This window comes from Klebsiella sp. 141251, from assembly GCF_050600725.1.
GTDB lineage: Bacteria > Pseudomonadota > Gammaproteobacteria > Enterobacterales > Enterobacteriaceae > Klebsiella > Klebsiella aerogenes.
On sequence record NZ_JAQIRG010000008.1, the window covers coordinates 243,503 to 262,914 of the forward strand.

The window sequence follows — 19,412 nt, forward strand, 5'->3', positions numbered from 1 at the left end:
TTATCCGGGGTCATTTTTTATCCGCCGCCGCAATCCAGGCCTTCAGTATCGCAACATCGTTTTGCCACTCGGATTTCATCTCTTCCACCCACTCGCCAACGTTGTCTTCCCACGCGGGTAAATCTGGCGTTTGGATCTGCTGTCCCAACTGCTGGATATGGCGCAGACCTATCGAACCCGCCGCGCCCTTAATTTTATGGCCCTCATCGACGATACCTTTCTGGTCGCGCGCGGTGAGATTCGATTCCAGCACGGACATGTAGCCTGGCATCATCTTCTCGAACACCGCCAGCCCGTCGGTAATCAGCTTCGGTCCCACCAGCTCGATATATTGCTCCAGCATATCGGTGTCCAGTACCGATGCCGATTTCGCGACATCCACCGCAGGCGGTTCATGGCCGTCGTCTTCCGGCGCATCCCAGAATTTCTTGATGATCGCGGTTAACGCCGGTACCGACAGCGGCTTACTCAATACATCATCCATGCCGGCATCAAGGTACTCTTTTTTGTCCTTCAGCACGTTAGCGGTCAGCGCCACCAGCGGCGGTAGCTCATCGGCGGCATAGCGCTGTTTTAGCTGCCGCGAGATATCGAGGCCGGTCATGTCCGGTAGCTGAATATCCAGCAGCACCAGGTCGTATTCGCCGGGTTCGAACATCTCCAGAGCGGCTTTACCGGTCATCGCCACGTCCACGCTGTTGCCCAGTTTTTCCAGCACCGAACGGGCGACAATCACGTTCAGTTCGATATCTTCCACCAGCAGCACGTTCAGCGCCGGCAGCGGCATATCGTCTTCGGCCAGCGTATCTTCGACTTCATCAGCCACCGCCTGCGCGTGTACGGTCAGGGTAAACGTCGCCCCCTGCCCCGGCTGGCTGGTCACGCTGATATCGCCGCCCATATTGCGCGCCAGACGGCGCGACACCGCCAGACCAATGCCGGTACCGGTTGCCGGTTTACCGCCATGGCTATCTTTCACCTGATAATACATGGCGAAAATTTTGTCCTGCTCCGCCTGCGGGATACCGATACCGGAGTCCTCGACTTCGAAGTGCAGCATATCGCCTTCATCATAGCGGACGCGCACGGTGACATTGCCCTGCTGGGTAAACTTCACCGCATTGCTGATCAGGTTCCACAGGATCTGCCGCAGGCGCGTACCATCGGTTACCACCTTGTGCGGCAGCGGCTGGGTTGGCTCCATCACAAAGCGCAACCCTTTCTGCTGCGCCTGCAGGCCCGAGAGGTTCTCCAGATCGGCAAGGAAGCTGGTGAAGTCCACCTCCTGATTATCGAGCTGCACTTTGCGCCGCTCCATTTTATCCATGTCGATAATATCGTTGAAGATATTCCCCAGCGTCACCGCTGAAACATGGATAGTTTTCAGATATTTTTCCTGCTCGTTGGTCAATTCAGTATCCAGCAGGATGCGGCTGAGCCCAACGATGCCGTTGAGCGGCGTACGCAGCTCGTGGCTGATGGTTGAGATAAAGGTGGTCTTGTCCCGGCTGGCGCGCTCCAGCGCGTCCTGATAGCGCTTACGCTCGGTAATATCGCGGCCAAAGCCCATCAGGCCACGGCGCTTGCCCACGCGGTCATAGTAGGGGACCTTGCGGATCTCAAAGCAGGCTTTACGCCCATCGGGATAATCGAGCCATTGTTCGTAGGTCAGCGAGACATTATGGCGGAAGACTTTCTCATCGGTCTCCAGCACTTTCACCGCGGCTTCTTCGCTATAGACATCCTGCGGCTTGAGGTGAATCAGCTGCTTTTCGCTTTTTCCGGTCAACAGTTCCATCGCCCGGTTACAGCCGGAGAACTCTTTATCCTCGTTACGATAGAAAACCAGATCCGGTGAGGCATCAAGAAAAGAGCGCAGGAAAGAGGACTGTTGTTCCAGCTGAATTTGCGTCTCTTCGCGCTCTTTCATCTCTATTTTCAACTGTTCCAGCGTGGTTTCTCGTTCCGCTTCCGCTTTCTCACGCTCGCCAATTTCCTGGTTCAACTGGGCGATATTGTCCTTGAGCTGTACGTTAAGCTTAAGGTCGCGCTCGCGCATCTCTTCCAGCTTTTCCACCAGCCGCGAGAGCCGCTGCCGCGACTCTTCCAGCTGTTCGACTACCACCGACAGAAAATAGACCGCCCAGGGGGTAATCAGCAGCCCGAAGAAGATAGAGCGGATGACATCAATACTCTCCACCTGCCCATGCAGCACCATTGTGACGGCCATCTGTACCACAATAGCCAGCACCACCAGCGCCAGAGCTAACAGCATTGAAAAGCGCACCAGACCTAACTTCATCATCAGATCGACATAGTACTGCGCCAGCATACGAATTTGCTTCATGAGGGATTCCTTATCGCCAACTCCGCACAATAATACCCAATTCTGAACATTACGCTGTAAGTTGTGCAAAAAATGCGGCGGTAATCAGCCGTTAAGGAAGTGGAGCATCAGGCGGGCAGGATCCACGGCGTCCCCAATGCCGACCCCTGAACGCCATGGGCATTAAGGTATTTGTCCAGCTCGACCATGCCGGTCCAGCGGTTTTCGCACCACAGCGGCGCCAGCAGCGTTGGGCGACGGGCGCTGGCCGAGATACGGTGATAAATCACCTCCGGCGGCGTATGGCGAATCATCTCACCGGCGGTGACCGTATAGTCATCCAGCGCAATACCGTTCAGGCGACCCGCCTGCCAGGCTTTCGCCATGATGCTGCCGGTCACGATGTGCAGCGGGTGCAGCTTGATGCCATCGACGCCAGTGTCAACTACCCGTTGCAGGGTGTGCAGGCACTGCTGCTGGGTTTCGCCCGGCAGGCCGACGATAAGATGCGCACAGACCTTTAATCCGCGCTCGCGCGCCAGTCGGGTGGTGCGCTGGTAGCAGGCAAAGTCATGGCCGCGATTGATACGATGCAGCGTTTTATCATGCGCAGTCTGCAATCCCAGCTCCAGCCAGATTTCATAGCCCTGCTCCCGATATTCGCTGAGCAGGTCCAGCACCGCATCGGGAACGCAGTCGGGGCGAGTGCCGACGCACAGCCCCACGATATTCGCCTGACTCACCGACTGCTGATACATCGAACGCAGGAGCTGAACTTCGGCAAAGGTGCTGGTGTAGGCCTGGAAATAAGCAAGATAGCGTTTCGCGCGGTTGACCAGCTGCGCCTGGTGCGCCAGCTGATCGGCAATTGAGCGGTACTGCTGGGCCTCGTCGGCGAAGGAGGCGACATTACAAAATGTGCAGCCGCCGCGGCCAATTGTGCCATCACGATTCGGGCAGCTAAAGCCACCATGCAGCGTCAGTTTATGTACCTTTTCACCGTAGCGGCGCGTAAGATCCCCACCAAACATGTTGACTAATTTTTGTAACTGCATAATCTGATAGACCGGCCTCAAGAAAGGGGCCAAGCCTGCCATTTTTAGCCTCCGACGGCGATGACCTGGATCAATCGTCAGCGCGGCCGCTTAGCTCATTGCATATTCAATCAAAATAAACGCTGTTTCATTCACAGCTGCAGTAATAACATTTCCTTATACTTCAATGCTGAGTTTCAATTATCTTTGTCACAGCAAAAAATAGTTTTATTTTCTGCCATTAAGAACAGCAGCAGTCAAATACTCTGCTATAAAAATACAATTCAGCACAGAAAGGTAATCTTAGGCTGCGGATATAGTGAGACAGATCACACTAGATTACGCATCCCTGAGAGTTTATATGCCTTTAAAAAAACAATAATACTCTTTAAAATCATAAAATTAACCACCTCTTAGCACACTTTTGTATAAATAAGATTGCCATTTGACGTAAGTGTGGATTCTCGATAAGTTGGGAATCCGCTGGAAGCTTTCTGGATGAGCGCTCTGCTCATCATATTTATGCAGTAATTGAGATTCCCTCTTAATAGCAAGTCCTCAAACTTGTGTACCGATGCGAAAAGGATTTAAAGAGGGCGAATGCGAGGTAGGCAAAGATGCCCTTACCCCGTCGCCATGCTCTTGCTGTGCCTTGCGCGCAATCGATTAAGAGGGCATCCCGTAGAGCCTGGGGAGGTTCACTGATATGTTGTACGACAAATCCCTTGAGCGGGATAACTGTGGTTTCGGCCTGATCGCCCACATAGAAGGCGAACCTAGCCACAAGGTAGTGCGCACCGCTATACACGCACTGGCCCGAATGCAGCACCGCGGCGCGATCCTTGCCGATGGTAAAACCGGCGACGGTTGCGGCCTGCTGTTACAAAAACCCGATCGTTTCTTCCGGATTGTGGCGGAAGAGCGCGGCTGGCGCTTAGCCAAAAACTACGCCGTCGGGATGCTGTTCCTGAATAAAGACCCCGAGCTGGCAAGCGCTGCGCGCCGTATCGTTGAAGAAGAGCTGCAACGCGAAACATTGTCTATCGTTGGCTGGCGCGATGTGCCGACTAACGAAGGCGTGCTCGGTGAAATCGCCCTCTCCTCGCTGCCTCGTATTGAACAAATTTTTGTTAACGCTCCGGCAGGCTGGCGCCCGCGCGATATGGAACGCCGTCTGTTCATCGCGCGCCGTCGCATTGAAAAGCGCCTGCAGGACGACAAAGATTTCTACGTTTGTAGCCTGTCAAACCTGGTCAATATCTATAAAGGTCTGTGTATGCCGGCGGATTTGCCGCGCTTCTACCTGGACCTCGCGGACCTGCGCCTGGAATCCGCTATCTGTCTGTTCCACCAGCGCTTCTCCACCAACACCGTGCCACGCTGGCCGCTGGCGCAGCCGTTCCGCTATCTGGCGCACAACGGTGAAATCAATACCATCACCGGTAACCGCCAGTGGGCCCGCGCCCGTACCTATAAATTCCAGACCCCGCTGATCCCCGATCTGCATGACGCCGCGCCGTTCGTCAATGAAACCGGCTCTGACTCAAGCTCGATGGATAATATGCTGGAACTGCTGCTGGCAGGCGGGATGGATATCGTCCGCGCGATGCGCCTGCTGGTACCGCCGGCCTGGCAGAATAACCCGGATATGGATCCGGAGCTGCGCGCGTTCTTCGACTTTAACTCCATGCATATGGAGCCGTGGGACGGCCCGGCGGGCATCGTCATGTCCGACGGTCGCTACGCCGCCTGTAACCTCGACCGTAACGGTCTGCGTCCGGCGCGCTACGTCATTACCAAAGATAAACTCATCACCTGCGCGTCTGAAGTCGGCATCTGGGACTATCAGCCGGATGAGGTGATGGAAAAAGGCCGCGTTGGGCCTGGCGAGCTGATGGTCATCGATACCCGCAGCGGGCGCATTCTGCACTCGGCGGAAACCGATAACGATCTGAAAAGCCGCCATCCGTACAAAGAGTGGATGGAGAAAAACGTCCGCCGTCTGGTGCCGTTCGAAGACCTGCCGGAAGAAGAAGTCGGCAGCCGTCAGTTGGATGACGACACGCTCGCCAGCTACCAGAAACAGTTTAACTACAGCGCCGAAGAGCTGGACTCCGTTCTGCGCGTCCTTGGGGAAAACGGCCAGGAAGCGGTCGGTTCGATGGGCGATGATACCCCATTCGCCGTGCTCTCCAGCCAGCCGCGTATCATTTACGATTATTTCCGCCAGCAGTTCGCCCAGGTGACAAACCCGCCTATCGATCCGCTGCGTGAAGCGCACGTGATGTCGCTGGCTACCAGTATTGGTCGCGAAATGAACGTCTTCTGCGAAGCGGAAGGCCAGGCGCACCGCCTGAGCTTCAAATCGCCGATCCTGCTGTACTCCGACTTTAAACAGCTGACCACCATGGAGGAGGAGCACTATCGCGCCGACACCCTGGACATTACCTTTGATGCCAACGAAACCACGCTGGCCGAGACGGTAAAAGCGCTGTGCGATAAAGCGGAACAGATGGTGCGTAACGGTACCGTATTGCTGGTACTGTCTGACCGCAACATCGCGAAAGATCGTCTGCCGGTGCCGGCGCCGATGGCCGTTGGCGCTATCCAGACGCGCCTCGTCGAAAAGAGCCTGCGCTGCGACGCTAACATCATCGTCGAAACCGCCAGCGCCCGCGATCCGCACCACTTCGCGGTGCTGCTGGGCTTTGGCGCGACGGCTATCTATCCTTATCTGGCTTACGAAACCCTGGCGAAGCTGGTGGATAGCAAAGCTATCGATAAAGAATACCGTGCGGTGATGCTGAACTACCGTAACGGCATCAACAAAGGCCTGTACAAAATCATGTCGAAGATGGGGATCTCGACCATCGCCTCCTACCGCTGCTCGAAGCTGTTCGAAGCGGTCGGCCTGCATCGCGACGTGGCCGACCTCTGCTTCCAGGGCGTAGTGAGCCGCATCGGCGGTGCCGGTTTCGACGACTTCCAGCAGGACCTGCTGAATCTGTCGAAGCGCGCATGGCTGGCGCGTAAACCGCTGGCTCAGGGCGGCTTGCTGAAATACGTCCACGGCGGCGAATATCACGCCTACAACCCGGACGTCGTTCGCACCCTGCAGCAGGCGGTTCAGAGCGGCGAATACCGTGATTATCAGGAATACGCGAAGCTGGTTAATGAACGCCCGGCGGCCACGCTGCGCGATCTGCTGGCGCTCAACCCAGGCGATGAAGCCGTAAGCATCAATGAGGTGGAATCAGCGAAAGAGCTGTTTAAACGCTTCGATACCGCGGCCATGTCGATCGGCGCACTGAGCCCGGAAGCGCACGAATCACTGGCGGAAGCGATGAACAGCATCGGCGGCTTCTCCAACTCCGGTGAAGGCGGTGAAGACCCGGCGCGCTACGGCACCAACAAAGTCTCGCGCATTAAGCAGGTGGCTTCCGGTCGTTTCGGCGTTACTCCAGCCTACCTGGTGAATGCCGACGTGATCCAGATTAAAGTCGCCCAGGGCGCGAAACCCGGTGAAGGCGGACAGTTGCCGGGTGACAAAGTGACGCCTTATATCGCCAAACTGCGTTATTCGGTACCGGGCGTGACGCTGATCTCCCCGCCGCCGCACCACGATATTTACTCTATCGAGGATCTGGCGCAGCTGATTTTCGACCTCAAGCAGGTCAATCCGAAGGCGATGATTTCCGTCAAACTGGTTTCCGAACCGGGTGTCGGCACCATCGCCACCGGCGTGGCGAAAGCCTACGCAGACCTTATCACTATCGCCGGTTACGATGGCGGTACCGGGGCGAGCCCGCTCTCATCGGTGAAATATGCCGGCTGTCCGTGGGAACTTGGCCTGGTGGAAACCCAGCAGGCGCTAGTCGCCAACGGCCTGCGTCATAAAATTCGCCTGCAGGTAGACGGCGGCCTGAAAACCGGCCTCGATATCATCAAAGCGGCGATCCTTGGCGCGGAAAGCTTCGGCTTCGGCACCGGCCCGATGGTCGCGCTGGGCTGTAAATACCTGCGTATCTGTCATCTGAACAACTGCGCCACCGGCGTAGCGACCCAGGACGACAAACTGCGTAAGAACCACTACCACGGCCTGCCGTTCAAAGTGACCAACTACTTTGAATTCATCGCCCGCGAAACCCGCGAGCTGATGGCGCAGCTGGGCGTGAAGCGCCTGGTGGACCTGATCGGCCGTACCGACCTGCTGAAAGAACTGGAAGGCTTTACGGCGAAACAGCAGAAACTGGAGCTCGGCAAACTGCTGGAAACCGCTGAGCCGCTGCCGGGCAAGGCGCTGTACTGCACCGAGAGCAACCCGCCGTTCGATAACGGCGTGCTCAACGCGCAGCTGCTGCAGCAGGCGAAGCCGTATGTGGATAACAAACAGAGCAAAACGTTCTGGTTCGATATTCGCAACACCGACCGTTCCGTTGGGGCGTCATTGTCCGGTTATATCGCCCAGACTCATGGCGACCAGGGGCTGGCCGCCGACCCGATTACCGCCCACTTTAGCGGTACCGCGGGCCAGAGCTTCGGCGTCTGGAACGCCGGCGGCGTTGAGCTGCACCTGACCGGCGACGCCAACGACTACGTGGGTAAAGGCATGGCGGGCGGTCTGCTGTCGATTCGTCCTCCGGTCGGCTCCGCCTTCCGCAGCCATGAAGCAAGCATCATTGGCAACACCTGTCTGTATGGCGCGACCGGCGGTCGTCTGTACGCGGCAGGACGCGCGGGCGAACGCTTTGCGGTACGTAACTCCGGCGCCATCACCGTGGTGGAAGGCATCGGCGACAACGGCTGTGAATACATGACCGGCGGTATCGTCTGTATCCTGGGTAAAACCGGCGTGAACTTCGGCGCAGGTATGACCGGCGGCTTTGCTTACGTCCTGGATGAAGATGGCGACTTCCGTAAACGCGTTAACCCTGAACTGGTGGAAGTTCTGGACGTGGACACGCTGGCTATCCATGAGGAACACCTGCGCGGCTTAATTACCGAACACGTCCAGCTTACCGGTTCGCAGCGCGGCGAAGAGATCCTCGCCAACTGGCCGGCCTTCGCGGCGAAGTTTGCGCTGGTTAAACCGAAGTCCAGCGATGTTAAAGCACTGTTGGGTCACCGTAGTCGTTCCGCAGCTGAGCTGCGGGTGCAGGCGCAGTAAGGGGTTAAGATGAGTCAGAACGTATACCAATTTATCGACCTGCAGCGTGTTGATCCGCCAAAGAAACCGCTGAAGATCCGTAAAATTGAGTTTGTAGAAATTTACGAGCCGTTTTCAGAAGGCCAGGCCAAGGCGCAGGCGGACCGCTGCCTCTCCTGCGGCAACCCGTACTGCGAATGGAAATGTCCGGTGCACAACTACATCCCGAACTGGCTGAAGCTGGCCAACGAGGGGCGTATTTTTGAAGCGGCGGAGCTGTCGCATCAGACCAACACCCTGCCGGAAGTCTGCGGACGTGTCTGCCCGCAGGACCGCCTGTGCGAAGGTTCCTGCACCCTGAACGATGAGTTCGGCGCGGTGACCATCGGCAACATTGAACGCTATATCAACGATAAAGCGTTTGAGATGGGCTGGCGCCCGGACTTGTCCGGCGTGAAGCAAACCGGTAAAACCGTCGCCATCATCGGCGCCGGTCCGGCAGGGCTGGCCTGCGCCGATGTGCTGACCCGCAACGGCGTGAAGGCGATCGTCTTCGATCGTCATCCGGAAATCGGCGGCCTGCTGACCTTCGGCATCCCGGCGTTCAAGCTGGAAAAAGAGGTGATGACCCGCCGCCGTGAGATCTTCACCGGCATGGGGATTGAGTTCCGGCTCAATACCGAAGTGGGTCGTGACGTCCAGCTCGACGATCTGCTGAAAGAGTACGATGCGGTATTTCTGGGCGTGGGCACCTACCAGTCCATGCGCGGCGGGCTGGAAAACGAAGATGCCAACGGCGTGTATGACGCTCTGCCGTTCCTTATCGCCAACACCAAACAGATCATGGGCTTTGGCGAAACGGCATACGAACCTTTCGTCAGTATGGAAGGCAAACGCGTGGTGGTTCTCGGCGGCGGCGACACCGCGATGGACTGCGTGCGGACCTCGGTTCGTCAGGGGGCGGCGCACGTTATTTGCGCCTATCGCCGTGACGAAGAAAACATGCCGGGCTCCAAACGCGAAGTGAAAAACGCGCGTGAAGAGGGTGTCGAATTCCAGTTCAACGTCCAGCCGCTGGGCGTGGAAGTGAATGCCAACGGCAAAGTGTGCGGCGTGAAAATGGCGCGCACCGAAATGGGCCAGCCGGATGCGAAAGGCCGCCGTCGCGCGGAAATCGTCGCCGGTTCCGAGCACGTGGTGCCGGCAGACGCGGTGGTGATGGCGTTTGGTTTCCGTCCGCACAGCATGGAATGGCTGGCGAAACATAGCGTCGAGCTGGACTCTCAGGGCCGCATCATCGCCCCGGAAGGCAGCGACAACGCGTTCCAGACCAGCAACCCGAAAATCTTTGCCGGCGGCGATATCGTTCGCGGTTCGGACCTGGTGGTAACGGCGATTGCCGAAGGCCGCAAAGCGGCAGACGGTATCCTCAACTATCTTGAAGTCTGATTAGATTCTGAGTCGCAACGCATAAAAGCCCGATGGTTAACGCCATCGGGCTTTTTTATGCTTCATCGATTAGAAACGGCTTTTTTCAACGCCGTATTATACCATCCACAGATATGCTCTAAGCGGGTTATCGCTGACCCGACGGTGACGGCCCACGCGCCGTGGCGCATCGCCTCAGCCGCCTGCGCTGGCGTATTATACCGCCCCTCGGCGATTACCCTGCAGCCCGCGGCGCTGAGGCTTTTCACCAGCGCCAGGTCGGGCTCATCCGGCGTCTCTTCTGCGGTATAGCCTGAAAGAGTGGTGCCGACGATTTCTGCGCCCAGCTGCCAGCACTGCAGGGCATCGGCCTGAGACGAACAATCCGCCATCGCCACTTTTCCCTGATGATGAATTTTCGCCAATAGCGCCGATACCGGTACCGGACGCTGACGCTGCGTACCGTCAATGGCAATAATATCCGCCCCGCCCTGCGCCAGCGCGACGATATCCTCCACCCACGGGGTGATACGCACCGGGCTTTCATGCAGATCGCGCTTTATCAGGCCGATAATGGGCACCGTCACTAACGAACGAACGGCCTGCAGGTTGTTCAGACCTTCAATACGCAGCGCCACCGCCCCCGCCTGCTCTGCCGCCAGCGCCATCGCGGCGACAATCTGCGGGTTATCAAGCGGGCTGCCGGGTACCGGCTGGCAGGAGACAATTAAGCCGCCATGCTGGCGTATGCGCGAATTTAGTTGGGCAAATAAAGACATTCCTGCTCCCCGAACGGATACGTGTAGCGTTAACAGTACCAGTGGCGAGACGCGTGATGTGTGGCGGGGTTAACAAAGCAGGCAGGCAAAAAAAACAGGCCCCGGAGGGCCTGTCAGGAATTACTTCACAACGCGCAGCGCCGGACGACCACCGCGCGGCGGCGGTGGCGTGTCGTCAGGATCGTCATCGTGATTATCCGGCTTATCGCCATCAATCACCGACATCACCGTTTCGTTTTCGCTCTCAGGCGCGACGTCATCATCGTTGAGGCTGCTGACATCTTCGTCATAGGCCGCTTCAGGTTCAAACATCGTTCCTGCGCCGTTCTCACGGGCATAGATAGCGAGTACCGCAGCCAGCGGCACGGAAACGTTGCGCGGTACGCCGCCGAAGCGGGCGTTAAAGCGCACTTCGTCATTCGCCAGTTCCAGATTGCCCACCGCACGCGGCGCAATATTCAGAACGATTTGGCCGTCGCGAGCGTACTCCATCGGCACGAGAACGCCTGGAAGCGTCACATCGACGACCAGGTGCGGAGTCAGCTGGTTATCCAGCAGCCACTCATAGAACGCCCGCAGCAGGTACGGGCGACGCGGCGTCAGCTGTGATACATCCATTATTTAGCCCCGGCCGAGGCGCATTTCACGCTCGGCTTCAGTTAAAGAAGCGAGGAAAGAATCACGTTCGAAGACGCGAGTCATATAGCCCTTAAGCTCTTTCGCGCCAGCACCCACCAGTTCTACGCCGAGAACCGGCAAACGCCACAGCAGCGGAGCCAGGTAGCAATCGACCAGGCTGAACTCATCGCTCAGGAAGTAAGGCTTCTGAGTAAAGACCGGCGCAATCGCCTGCAGTTCTTCACGCAGCTGCTTACGAGCGGCATCAGCCTGGGCCGCGGTACCGGTCTGGATGGTATTCATCAGCGAATACCAGTCTTTCTCGATACGTTGCATGTACAGACGGCTTTCACCACGCGCCACCGGGTAAACCGGCATTAGCGGCGGATGCGGGAAACGCTCATCCAGGTATTCCATAATGATGCGGGATTCCCACAGAGTGAGCTCACGATCCACCAGCGTCGGGACGCTTTGATTCGGGTTGAGGTCAATCAGATCCTGAGGCGGGTTATCCTTCTCCACGTGCTCTATCTCAAAACTGACACCTTTTTCGGCCAGCACGATGCGGACCTGATGGCTATAGATGTCAGTAGGACCAGAAAACAGCGTCATTACCGAACGTTTGTTGGCAGCGACAGCCATGAAAACCTCCAGGTATATTCAGAATTTTTACTGCTGCCGACCACGCATGGCCAGCCAGATGTATAAACCCCATTCGCACGGCGACGATATGTTCATTGATTAACTAAAAAATGAACAACCACCAGCATTTGGGCAGAAAATTGGATGATAGTTTACCAGATTTTGCGGACGTTGTGGTGAGGGTATTCTGGAAATGCTGAAAAAGTGGTAAGAACAGGCCATTTCTTTGTGGATAACAGCCGTTTTATCCATAAAAAAACCCGCCGGAGCGGGTTTTTTCGCAAATTGTTCTGCGTGAGCAGAAAACAATTAACGTTTGGAGAACTGCGGACGACGACGTGCTTTACGCAGACCGACTTTCTTACGTTCAACCTGACGAGCGTCACGAGTAACGAAGCCAGCTTTACGCAGTTCAGAACGCAGGGACTCGTCGTACTCCATCAGAGCGCGGGTGATACCGTGACGGATCGCACCAGCCTGACCAGAGATACCACCACCTTTAACAGTGATGTACAGATCCAGTTTCTCAACCATGTCGACCAGTTCCAGCGGCTGACGAACTACCATGCGGGCAGTTTCACGACCGAAGTACTGTTCCAGCGAACGCTGGTTGATTACGATTTTGCCGTTGCCCGGTTTGATGAAAACGCGAGCTGCGGAACTTTTGCGGCGACCAGTGCCGTAGTATTGATTTTCAGCCATTGCCTATAATCCCGATTAGATGTCAAGAACTTGCGGTTGCTGTGCCGCGTGGTTGTGCTCGTTACCAGCGTAAACTTTCAGTTTACGGTACATAGCACGACCCAGCGGGCCTTTTGGCAGCATGCCTTTAACCGCGATTTCAATCACACGCTCAGGACGGCGGGCAATCATCTCTTCAAAGGTCGCTTCTTTGATACCACCGATGTGGCCGGTGTGGTGGTAGTACATTTTGTCTTCGCGCTTGTTGCCGGTTACAGCAACTTTTTCTGCGTTCAGAACGATGATGTAATCACCAGTATCAACGTGCGGAGTGTATTCCGCTTTGTGCTTACCGCGCAGGCGACGAGCCAGTTCAGTAGCCAGACGGCCCAGAGTTTTACCGGTCGCGTCAACAACATACCAGTCGCGTTTTACGGTTTCTGGTTTAGCTGTAAAAGTTTTCATTAAAAGCTTACCCAAATAAATAAGTTACACGTTGGTGAACACCCAAACGTTTAGTCAGTTGAGGTTCACACGACAAAGTCCGGCAAACCTACCCCTTCGAATAGCCTATGCCAGCACATAGAAGATTTCGGGAAAAAAAACCTTCTCGTAACGTGGGGTCGCAAGATTATAGAGAAGTAGGGGCCAAAGATCGACCCCTTTATGTGATTTGCAGCAGGTTTTTCTCAACCTGAGAAGAAGGCTGGATTCAGGGCATGTGCGGCTGCTTCAGATACTCTTCGCTTTGCATTTCCTGCAGGCGCGATAAACAGCGCTGGAACTCAAACTTCAGGCGTTCGCCCTGATAGATCTCATACAGCGGTACCGCCGCGCTGACCACCAGCTTCACATGGCGTTCGTAGAATTCATCCACCAGCGCGATAAAGCGCCGCGCTTCGCTCTCGAGCTGCGTCGTCATCACCGGCACATCGTACAACATCACGGTATGGAACAGGCGTGACAGCGCGATGTAATCGTGCTGGCTGCGCGCATCTACGCACAGCGTGTCGAACGACGCCGCCAGGGTCTGGTTTTCCACGCCCAACGTCGGCAGCGGCCGGTGGTTAATTTCCAGCGTCGGCATCTGCTCGCGTTTGCCCCCCGCCAGCGCCAGCCAGAGTTTATCCATTTGCTGGCTGGTCTCGGCATTGAGCGGCGACAGCCACAGATGCGCCTGGGTTAAAGTGCGCAGGCGGTAATCAATCCCCGCATCGACGTTCATAATGTCGCAATGCTGTTTGATGGCGTCTATCGCCGGCAGGAAACGCGCGCGTTGCAGACCATTGCGGTAGAGTTCGTCCGGCGGGATGTTCGAGGTAGCGACCAGCGTAATCCCCCGCGAGAACAGCGCTTTCATTAAGCCGCCGAGCAGCATGGCATCGGTGATGTCGGAGACAAAAAACTCGTCGAAGCACAACACATCGGTTTGCGCTTTAAAGCGGTCGGCAACGATTTCCAGCGGGTCGCTATGCCCCTGCAGGGTGGTTAACTCTTCGTGCACGCGCAGCATAAAGCGATGGAAATGCAGGCGCTGTTTACGCTCGCCCGGCAGGCTTTGATAGAACATATCCATCAGCCAGGTTTTGCCGCGCCCCACGCCGCCCCACATATACAGGCCGCGTACGGCGGTCGTTTCCGCCGCCGGCTCGCGCTTGCCGAGTAGTTTGCTGAATTTCGCCCGCAGACCGCCGCCCGCGGGCGCTGCGGCTACAGGTTTATCCTGCAGTTCACGATAGATGGTATCGAGTCGGCTGACCGCTTCTCGTTGGACATCGTCTGGTTGATGGCTGCCCTCTTTGAGAGCTAAAAGGTAACGCGATGTTGGGGACAGGCTTTGCATGATCTTATTGTTATTCCTTGAAAACCGTGGCGCCGTGACGCACGATTGACGAAAAAAAGGCGGTTCTACAGTACGCGATGATACGCCAGGATTCCACTTCTGTGGAATTAGCGGTTATAGTGGCACTATCGGGCGCAGGCGGAGAGCCTAACAGCCACCCTACGGAACCACAAAACAACGGGAGATGTTCATGACCTGGGAATACGCGCTAATTGGATTAGTCGTCGGTATCATCATCGGTGCCGTCGCCATGCGTTTTGGTAACCGCAAATTGCGTCAGCAACAAGCGCTGCAGTTCGAACTGGAAAAGAATAAAGCAGAGCTTGAAGAGTATCGCGAAGAGCTGGTCAGCCATTTTGCGCGCAGCGCAGAACTGCTGGACAACATGGCGGATGACTACCGTCAGCTGTATCAGCACATGGCAAAAAGCTCCAGCAGCCTGCTGCCGGACGCCATGGCGGACGCCAATCCGTTCCGCAATCGCCTGGCGGAGTCCGAAGCCAGCAACGATCAGGCGCCGGTCCAGATGCCGCGCGACTACTCTGAAGGCGCATCCGGCCTGCTGCGCGGTGGCGCGAAACGCGACTGATCCCGCTGTCTGCGTAAAAATATTTACCGGGCGCGCCTTCCGCGCCCGTCTTCCCCCTGCATCCCAGCTACAATTTAAGCACGGACCGCATTGTTAGCCGGTCGAAAATTCAATAACATCAAATCATTCGGACGTTTTTTCCATACACCTCAGGTTACGAGAGCCAGCATCTAATGAAGAAACAGACTTTGCTGTTGAGTGCGTTAGCGTTAAGCATTGGATTATCGTTGTCGGTCCTGCCTCCGGCGGCGGCATCACTGCCGACCCAGGTTCCAGGCCAGGGCGCGCTGCCGAGCCTCGCGCCGATGCTGGAAAAAGTATTGCCTGCGGTGGTGAGCGTGCAGGTAGAAGGCACCGCCTCGCCGGTGCAGAATATGCCGGAAGAGCTGAAAAAATACTTCGGCGACAACGCGCCGCAAGAGCAGGCGCAGCCGTTTGAAGGCCTCGGTTCAGGGGTGATTATCGACGCCGCCAAAGGCTACGTGCTGACCAACAACCACGTAATAAGCCAGGCGCAGAAAATCAGCATTCAGTTGAACGATGGCCGCGAGTTCGATGCCAAACTGGTAGGCAGCGACGAACAGAGCGATATCGCTCTGCTGCAGGTTTTAAAACCCAGCAATTTAACGCAAATCGCCATCGCGGATTCCGACAAACTGCGCGTCGGCGATTTCGCCGTTGCCGTCGGCAACCCCTTCGGCCTCGGCCAAACCGCCACTTCCGGCATTATCTCCGCGCTGGGCCGTAGCGGCCTTAATCTCGAAGGGCTGGAAAACTTTATTCAAACCGATGCCTCAATTAACCGCGGCAACTCCGGCGGCGCGCTGCTGAATCTCAACGGCGAGCTTATCGGCATTAATACCGCCATTCTGGCGCCGGGCGGCGGCAGCATCGGCATCGGCTTCGCCATCCCGAGCAACATGGCGAAGACACTCGCCGATCAGCTTATTCAATACGGCGAGATTAAACGCGGCCTGCTGGGCATTAAAGGCATGGAAATGAGCGCGGATATCGCTAAAGCGATGAATATCAACGCTCAGCGCGGCGCCTTCGTAAGCGAAGTCCTGGCCAATTCAGGCTCCGCAAAAGCAGGGATTAAATCCGGTGACGTTATCGTCAGCATGAACGGCAAACCGCTAAGCAGCTTCGCCGAGCTGCGTTCGCGTATCGCCACTACCGCCCCTGGCACTAAAGTAAAACTGGGGCTACTGCGCGACGGCAAACCATTGGAGGTCGAAGTCACGCTGGATAAGAGCACTTCTTCCACCGCCAGCGCCGATCTGATTATCCCGGCCCTGCAGGGAGCGGCGCTAAGCGATGGCCAGCTGAAAGACGGCACTAAGGGCGTGACTATCGATAGCGTCGATAAAGGCAGCGCGGCGGCGCAGGTTGGCTTGCATAAAGACGATCTGATTATCGGCCTCAACCGCCAGCGCGTGCGTTCCATCGCCGAGCTACGTAAAGTGCTGGAAACCAAACCGGCCGTCATCGCGCTGAATGTGCTGCGCGGTAACGAAAGCATTTATCTGCTGCTACGCTGACGGCTGCTTCCGGACATCGCGCGTCGTGCGATGTCCGGATAAGTCATGCTATGCTGCGCCTGCCCATTAATTAACGATATTCGCATCATGCCAGGAAAGCTTTTACGTTCAGTCCTTATCGGTTTAATCGTCGGCGGCATCCTGCTGGCGGCGATACCTTCGCTGCGCCAGTGGCAGCTCTCATCGGCGACGCCGAGCGATACCGCTGACGAATCGCCCGCCAGCTATAATGCCGCGGTAAGACGCGCCGCGCCGGCGGTGGTCAACGTCTATAACCGCGCGCTGAACAGCACCAGCCATAACCAGCTGACGCTTGGCTCCGGCGTTATCATGGACCAACGCGGATATATCCTCACCAACAAGCACGTCATCAACGATGCTGACCAGATAATCATTGCGCTGCAGGATGGACGGGTATTCGAAGCCCTGTTAGTCGGTTCCGATACCCTGACCGACCTGGCGGTGCTCAAAATAAACGCCAGCGGCGGCCTGCCGGTCATCCCGATTAACCCGAAACGCGTTCCGCATATCGGCGATGTAGTACTGGCGATAGGCAACCCATATAACCTCGGACAAACCATCACCCAGGGCATCATCAGCGCGACCGGTCGTATCGGCCTGAACCCTACCGGGCGGCAGAATTTCCTGCAAACCGATGCCTCTATCAACCACGGCAACTCCGGCGGCGCGCTGGTCAACTCGCTGGGTGAATTGATGGGTATTAACACCCTGTCGTTTGATAAGAGCAATGACGGCGAAACGCCGGAAGGGATCGGCTTTGCCATCCCGTTCCAGCTGGCGACCAAGATCATGGATAAACTGATCCGCGACGGTCGGGTGATCCGCGGTTACATCGGGATCAGCGGCCGCGAGATCGCGCCAATGCATGCGCAGAGCGGCGGCATGGATCAGATCCAGGGGATCGTCGTGAATGACGTCGCCCCGGATGGCCCGGCGGCGCAGGCTGGGATCCGCGCCAATGACGTGATCATCTCGGTGAACGATAAACCAGCAGTTTCGGCGCTGGAAACCATGGACCAGGTTGCGGAAATTCGCCCGGGTTCAGAAATCCCGGTGGTCATCATGCGCGATGATAAGAAAATCACCCTGCACGTGGCGGTACAGGAATACCCGGCGACAAATTAACGCTTAGCGCTCCTTTATCGGGAGCGCGATTAATCGGCAAACAGCGGTCCGGCCGGGAATCTGGCCAGAAACCCGGTCACCGCCAGTAACGACCACAACGATGGCCAGCGGATCTGCCGCTCCCGCAGTTCATCATCCAGCGTCAGTAACGCGAACTCCCCTCTCTCGCCGAGAACCCCGCCCTGCCACAGCAGCCGTTGCGCCTGCTGCCGCGCCCACGGCGATTCACTCTTCCAGGCCAGTAAATGCAGCAGCGACTGCTGTAAACAAACGCTGTGCGCATGGTTGTCCCGCAGCAATCGTCGATACACCGGCAGCGAGATACTGCGTACGGTGTAGAAACCGCTGCATGATTCACTATCAGCCTGCGCCAGGCTGGCGCACATCTGCCCGGCCAGATCGCATAAACGATTATGCGTCAGCGGCTGACGCAGCGCATCCAGATGCCCGGCAGCGGCGCAAAGCAGGCCGCTCCTTTGCCGCTCATGCGTCAGCGAATCAAGCAACGCCGCTACCGTTTCAGCCTCCCCGGTCTGCGCATGCTGTATACCGGCGTCATAACAACAGACAAAGAAATCATGGCTGCCACGGCCGACTAGCGGGTGCGCCAGCAGATTCAGCGCCGGATGCAGTTGTTCAAGCTCCTCCAGCGACGCCAGGGCGTCATCCACGACCCCCTCTTTTGCCGACGACCGGCTGGCAGGATGTAATACTAGCGTTTCATTCATCAAAGCCTCCTCAGGGAAAATTCCCGGCTCGCGCGGCGCCCGGCCGAGCTACGGGGTCACCGGTAGCCCGGCTAAGGCGCCAGCCGCCATCCGGGAACCTCTCCCCGGTGGCGCTGCGCTTACCGGGGCTACAAACCGGAGCGGACCGGTCGCCCGGATTAGGCGCAAGCCGCTATCCGGGAACCTCTCCCCGGTGGCGCTGCGCTTACCGGGGTTACAAACCGGAGCGGACCGGTAGCCCGGATAAGGCGCCAGCCGCCATCCGGGAACCTCTCCCCGGTGGCGCTGCGCTTACCGGGGCTACAAACCGGAGCGGACCGGTAGCCCGGATAAGGTGCCAGCCGCTATCCGGGATGGACGCCGGCCTACATCGCCAGCACGTACTTGAGCATCACCCCGGCGGCGATCGCCGAGCCGATCACCCCGGCCACGTTCGGGCCCATCGCGTGCATCAGCAGGAAGTTCTGCCCGTCCGCTTCCAGACCCACCTTGTTGGACACCCTCGCCGCCATCGGCACCGCCGATACCCCGGCGGAACCAATCAGCGGGTTGATCTTGTGCTTACTGAACACGTTCATCAGCTTCGCCATGATCACCCCGGCGGCGGTGCCCACGCAGAAGGCGATCACGCCCAGCAGCAGGATCCCCAGCGTCTGCGGCTGCAGGAACTTGTCCGCCACCAGCTTGGCCCCCACCGACAGCCCGAGGAAGATGGTGACGATATTGATCAGCGCGTTCTGCACCGTATCGCTCAGACGATCCACCACCCCGCTTTCGCGCATCAGGTTGCCGAAGCAGAACATCCCCAGCAGCGGCGCGGCGTCCGGCAGCAGCAGCGCCACCAGCAGCAACAGCACCGCCGGGAAGAGGATCTTCTCGCGTTTGCTCACCGTACGCAGCTGCACCATGCG

15 protein-coding genes are annotated in these 19,412 nt (G+C 57.3%); 5 read left to right on the forward strand and 10 right to left on the reverse strand.

Going from position 1 to position 19,412, the window contains the following annotated elements; translation table 11 throughout:
* Positions 1-10: 10 nt before the first annotated feature.
* The gene (arcB, locus tag PGR09_RS18970) at positions 11-2,347 is read right to left on the reverse strand and encodes an aerobic respiration two-component sensor histidine kinase ArcB (RefSeq protein ID WP_045394977.1); all 2,337 of its coding nucleotides are present in this window, start codon (positions 2,345-2,347) and stop codon (positions 11-13) included.
* Between the two features lie 107 nt (positions 2,348-2,454).
* Complete coding sequence (locus PGR09_RS18975) at positions 2,455-3,381, reverse strand: TIGR01212 family radical SAM protein (RefSeq protein ID WP_430916414.1); 927 nt, start codon at positions 3,379-3,381, stop codon at positions 2,455-2,457.
* Between the two features lie 685 nt (positions 3,382-4,066).
* Here PGR09_RS18975 and gltB point away from each other — a divergent pair.
* Together gltB and gltD are read left to right on the forward strand one after the other, a co-directional pair.
* Entirely contained in the window at positions 4,067-8,527 is a 4,461-nt protein-coding gene (gene gltB / locus PGR09_RS18980) for a glutamate synthase large subunit (protein WP_072056438.1), read from the forward strand.
* 9 nt (positions 8,528-8,536) lie between these two features.
* Positions 8,537-9,955 (forward strand): glutamate synthase subunit GltD, encoded by a 1,419-nt coding sequence (gene gltD, locus PGR09_RS18985; RefSeq protein WP_430916415.1) that lies wholly within the window; start codon positions 8,537-8,539, stop codon positions 9,953-9,955.
* A 62-nt stretch (positions 9,956-10,017) separates the two neighbouring features.
* Here the strand turns inward: gltD and PGR09_RS18990 are convergent, their stop codons facing one another.
* From PGR09_RS18990 to zapE, 6 genes are all read right to left on the reverse strand, one after another.
* Complete coding sequence (locus tag PGR09_RS18990; protein WP_430916416.1) at positions 10,018-10,713, reverse strand: N-acetylmannosamine-6-phosphate 2-epimerase; 696 nt, start codon at positions 10,711-10,713, stop codon at positions 10,018-10,020.
* Positions 10,714-10,833: 120 nt separating this feature from the next.
* Complete coding sequence (sspB, locus tag PGR09_RS18995) at positions 10,834-11,331, reverse strand: ClpXP protease specificity-enhancing factor (protein WP_045394985.1); 498 nt, start codon at positions 11,329-11,331, stop codon at positions 10,834-10,836.
* A 3-nt stretch (positions 11,332-11,334) separates the two neighbouring features.
* Positions 11,335-11,973, reverse strand: coding sequence for a stringent starvation protein SspA (gene sspA, locus PGR09_RS19000; RefSeq protein WP_015369483.1), 639 nt, complete (start codon positions 11,971-11,973; stop codon positions 11,335-11,337).
* A gap of 309 nt (positions 11,974-12,282) precedes the next feature.
* The gene (gene rpsI / locus PGR09_RS19005; RefSeq protein WP_000829818.1) at positions 12,283-12,675 is read right to left on the reverse strand and encodes a 30S ribosomal protein S9; all 393 of its coding nucleotides are present in this window, start codon (positions 12,673-12,675) and stop codon (positions 12,283-12,285) included.
* Positions 12,676-12,690: 15 nt separating this feature from the next.
* Positions 12,691-13,119 (reverse strand): 50S ribosomal protein L13, encoded by a 429-nt coding sequence (gene rplM, locus PGR09_RS19010; RefSeq protein ID WP_002918559.1) that lies wholly within the window; start codon positions 13,117-13,119, stop codon positions 12,691-12,693.
* Positions 13,120-13,366: 247 nt separating this feature from the next.
* The gene (zapE, locus tag PGR09_RS19015; RefSeq protein WP_047077786.1) at positions 13,367-14,497 is read right to left on the reverse strand and encodes a cell division protein ZapE; all 1,131 of its coding nucleotides are present in this window, start codon (positions 14,495-14,497) and stop codon (positions 13,367-13,369) included.
* A gap of 190 nt (positions 14,498-14,687) precedes the next feature.
* Here zapE and zapG point away from each other — a divergent pair, with 190 nt between their 5' ends.
* From zapG to degS, 3 genes are all read left to right on the forward strand, one after another.
* Complete coding sequence (gene zapG, locus PGR09_RS19020) at positions 14,688-15,086, forward strand: Z-ring associated protein ZapG (RefSeq protein WP_015369480.1); 399 nt, start codon at positions 14,688-14,690, stop codon at positions 15,084-15,086.
* A 173-nt stretch (positions 15,087-15,259) separates the two neighbouring features.
* A complete protein-coding gene (gene degQ / locus PGR09_RS19025) occupies positions 15,260-16,627 on the forward strand; it encodes a serine endoprotease DegQ (RefSeq protein WP_047077785.1) in 1,368 nt (455 codons plus the stop codon).
* An 87-nt stretch (positions 16,628-16,714) separates the two neighbouring features.
* Complete coding sequence (degS, locus tag PGR09_RS19030) at positions 16,715-17,773, forward strand: outer membrane-stress sensor serine endopeptidase DegS (protein WP_430916417.1); 1,059 nt, start codon at positions 16,715-16,717, stop codon at positions 17,771-17,773.
* Between the two features lie 29 nt (positions 17,774-17,802).
* Here degS and PGR09_RS19035 read toward each other — a convergent pair whose 3' ends face one another.
* Positions 17,803-18,501: a hypothetical protein gene (locus tag PGR09_RS19035; RefSeq protein ID WP_430916418.1), complete on the reverse strand. Its 699-nt coding sequence runs from the start codon at positions 18,499-18,501 to the stop codon at positions 17,803-17,805.
* A gap of 365 nt (positions 18,502-18,866) precedes the next feature.
* The coding region (locus PGR09_RS19040) for a sodium ion-translocating decarboxylase subunit beta (RefSeq protein WP_430916419.1) at positions 18,867-19,412 on the reverse strand (546 nt) is incomplete at its 5' end.